This is a genomic window from Streptomyces durocortorensis, assembly GCF_016901035.1.
Taxonomy (GTDB): Bacteria; Actinomycetota; Actinomycetes; order Streptomycetales; family Streptomycetaceae; genus Streptomyces; species Streptomyces durocortorensis.
In genome coordinates this window covers 1-3004 of the sequence record NZ_JAFEUF010000424.1, presented here as the reverse complement: position 1 = coordinate 3004, position 3004 = coordinate 1, and the positions used below count along the sequence as shown (strand labels likewise).

The following is a 3004-nucleotide window of genomic DNA, read 5'->3' as shown; positions in this document are numbered from 1 at the left end:
CGCCGCGGCTCCGGGGCGGGGGGGCCGCGGGGGGGGGGGGGGGGGGTGGTGGGCTTTGGGTGGGGCTGGGGCGCCCGCGCGCGCGCGTGCCCGCGCCCCCCCCCCGGTCCGGAAGGGGAACTGATATACCCGAAACCACGCTGCGTCACACGTCCTCACCCGAACTTTGTTCGCCTGCACGGCTGAAATTTCGTAGATCCATGGCCAGTTGAGGGGTCAAGGGGCCTACGCTTCATAAGGTGAACCAGTTGAAGTCCCGCGCCTCCCGCCCCCACGACCCGGCCGAACAGCCCGGGGGAGGTGCGCTGCCCGGCAGGCTCTCCGACGAGCTGCGTGCCGAGCTGATCGCCTTCCGCCGTGACCTCCACATGCATCCCGAGCTGGGCAACCAGGAGTTCCGCACCACCGCCGCCATCAAGGACCGGCTGGAGAAGGCCGGGCTGAAGCCCAGGGTCCTGGCCGTCGGGACCGGGCTCATGTGCGACGTGGGGGAGTGGGACGGGGTCACGCCCATGCTGGCCTTGCGGGCGGACATCGACGCGCTGCCGATCCCGGACACCAAGGCCGGCGTGCCCTACCGGTCCACCGTGCCCGACCGGGCCCACGCCTGCGGCCACGACGTGCACACCACCACCGTCCTCGGCGCGGGCCTCGTGCTCGCCGGTCTCGACCGGCAGGGGCTGCTGCCCAACGCCGTGCGGCTGATCTTCCAGCCCGCCGAGGAGGTGCTGCCCGGCGGCGCGGTCGACGCGATCGAGTCCGGGGTGCTGGAGGGCGTCGGCCGGATCATCGGCGTCCACTGCGACCCGAAGGTGGACGTCGGGCGGATCGGGCTGCGGGTCGGGGCCATCACCTCGGCCTGCGACCGCCTGGAGATCACCCTCGACGGCCCCGGCGGCCACACCGCCCGCCCGCACCTGACCACCGACCTGGTCACCGCCGCCGCCCGGATCGCCGTCGACGTGCCCGCGCTGCTCGCCCGCCGGGTCGACGCCCGCTCCGGGCTCGCGCTGACCTGGGGGCGGCTGGAGACCGGACACGCCCCCAATGTCATCCCGCAGCACGCCGAGCTCTCCGGCACCGTCCGCTGCCTCAACCTGGACGCCTGGCGCGACGCCCCCGACCTGGTGCACGCCGCCGTGGACGAGGTGGCCGGAATGCACCGGGCGAAGACCGTGATCAATTACGTACGGGGCGTGCCGCCCGTGGTGAACGACGCCGAGTCCATCGGCCTGCTCGACGCCGCGATGACCGAGCGCCGCGGATCGTATGCGATCGAGGACACCGAGCAGAGCCTCGGCGGCGAGGACTTCTCCTGGTACCTGGAGCAGGTGCCCGGCGCGATGGCCCGCCTCGGCGTCCGCACCCCGGGCGACACGCGCGGGCTCGACCTGCACCGCGGCAACTTCGACGTGGACGAAGAGGCGATCACCGTGGGGGTCGAGCTGTTCACCGCCTCGGCACTGCTCGACGGGAACCGTTAGCGGAGCGTTGACACGCTCTTCGTGGTCCGTTCGTGGACCTACGGGACCGCTTCTGTTCACGACGATCCGATAACGGCTTCCGTACGTGCTCTTATCTGACATCTACGCGCGTTACGATCGCCGCGAAACCAGCGCCGGAAGAGGCGCTTCGGTCAGGTTTGAAGGAGCCTTCCCTTGCGCCGGATCACCAGGATCACCACCGTGGGCCTCGCGTCCGCGGCGCTCGCGCTCAGCGCCACCGCCTGTGGCGGGAAATCGTCGTCGGACGCCGGTTCCGACTCGGGCGGCGACAAGGCCGCCATCGCGTACGACATCGGCGGCCGCGGCGACCAGTCGTTCAACGACGCCGCCTACGCCGGTCTCGCCAAGGCCGAGAAGGACCTCGACGTCCAGGGCAGCGAGGCCGAGCCCTCCGAGGGTGAGGGCGACGCGGACAAGGTCCAGCGCCTCACCGAGCTGGCCCGCTCCGGCAACAACCCGGTGATCGGCGTCGGCTTCGCCTACGCGCCCGCCATCAAGAAGGTCGCGCCGAAGTTCCCGAAGACCACCTTCGGCATCATCGACGACGCCTCGGTGACCGGCGACAACATCGCCAACATCGTCTTCAACGAGGAGCAGGGCTCCTACCTCGCCGGCGTCGCCGCCGCCAAGGTCACCAAGTCGAAGACGGTCGGCTTCATCGGCGGTGTCGAGACCCCGCTGATCAAGAAGTTCGAGGCGGGCTTCGTCCAGGGCGTCAAGGACACCGACGCCTCGGTCAACGTCCTTCCGCAGTACCTGACGCAGCCGCCGGACTTCGGTGGCTTCTCCAAGCCCGACCTCGGCAAGGCCGCCGCCCAGGGCCAGCTCGACAAGAAGGCCGACGTGGTCTACTCGGCCGCCGGTCTGGCCGGCTCCGGTGCCATCGAGGCCGTCTCCAAGGCGGGCAAGTGGAACATCGGCGTCGACTCCGACCAGTACAAGCAGGCGGGCCTCGCGGACTACAAGGAGTCCATCCTGACCTCGGTCACGAAGGACATCGAGGACGCGGTCTTCAACCTGATCAAGTCGGTCAAGGACGACAAGCCGCAGACCGGTGAGATCCGCTACGGCCTGGACAAGAACGGCGTCGCGCTGTCGCTGTCCAACCCCGCGTTCGCCGACATGAAGGACGTCATCGCCGCGGTCGACAAGGCCAAGCAGGACATCATCGACGGCAAGATCAAGGTCAAGACCGCGCCGTAACGCCGTAAGCAGCTCGGCGCCCCTGCCGAACGGCTGGTTTCCTCCTGGCCCTGTCCGTCCCCACGCCGCACCCCGGCCGGCGGACGGACAGCCCCACGGGCCCATCCCCGCCCGACGGTCAGGCCTTCCGCGGCACCCCGAAGAAGATCCGCCTCCCGCAGTGCTCTCCCACCCGGTCCGGACCAACCAATCCGGACTGTGATGTGCACCCCGTGTTTCACGATTCGGCAGCGCTACGCGTGTAGACAGCTCTCCGGCGCGATAACTTCACCCCCGCCCCCCGGGGCCCCCCCGCC

At 70.1% G+C, this 3004-nt stretch carries 2 protein-coding genes; both read left to right on the top strand.

The window, feature by feature from the left end; all coding sequences use genetic code 11:
- Window positions 1-248 precede the first annotated feature (248 nt).
- Complete coding sequence (locus JS521_RS34910) at window positions 249-1484, top strand: amidohydrolase (protein ID WP_205086876.1); 1236 nt, start codon at window positions 249-251, stop codon at window positions 1482-1484.
- Window positions 1485-1658: 174 nt separating this feature from the next.
- The gene (locus tag JS521_RS34905; protein WP_205086875.1) at window positions 1659-2708 is read left to right on the top strand and encodes a BMP family lipoprotein; all 1050 of its coding nucleotides are present in this window, start codon (window positions 1659-1661) and stop codon (window positions 2706-2708) included.
- Window positions 2709-3004 lie beyond the last annotated feature (296 nt).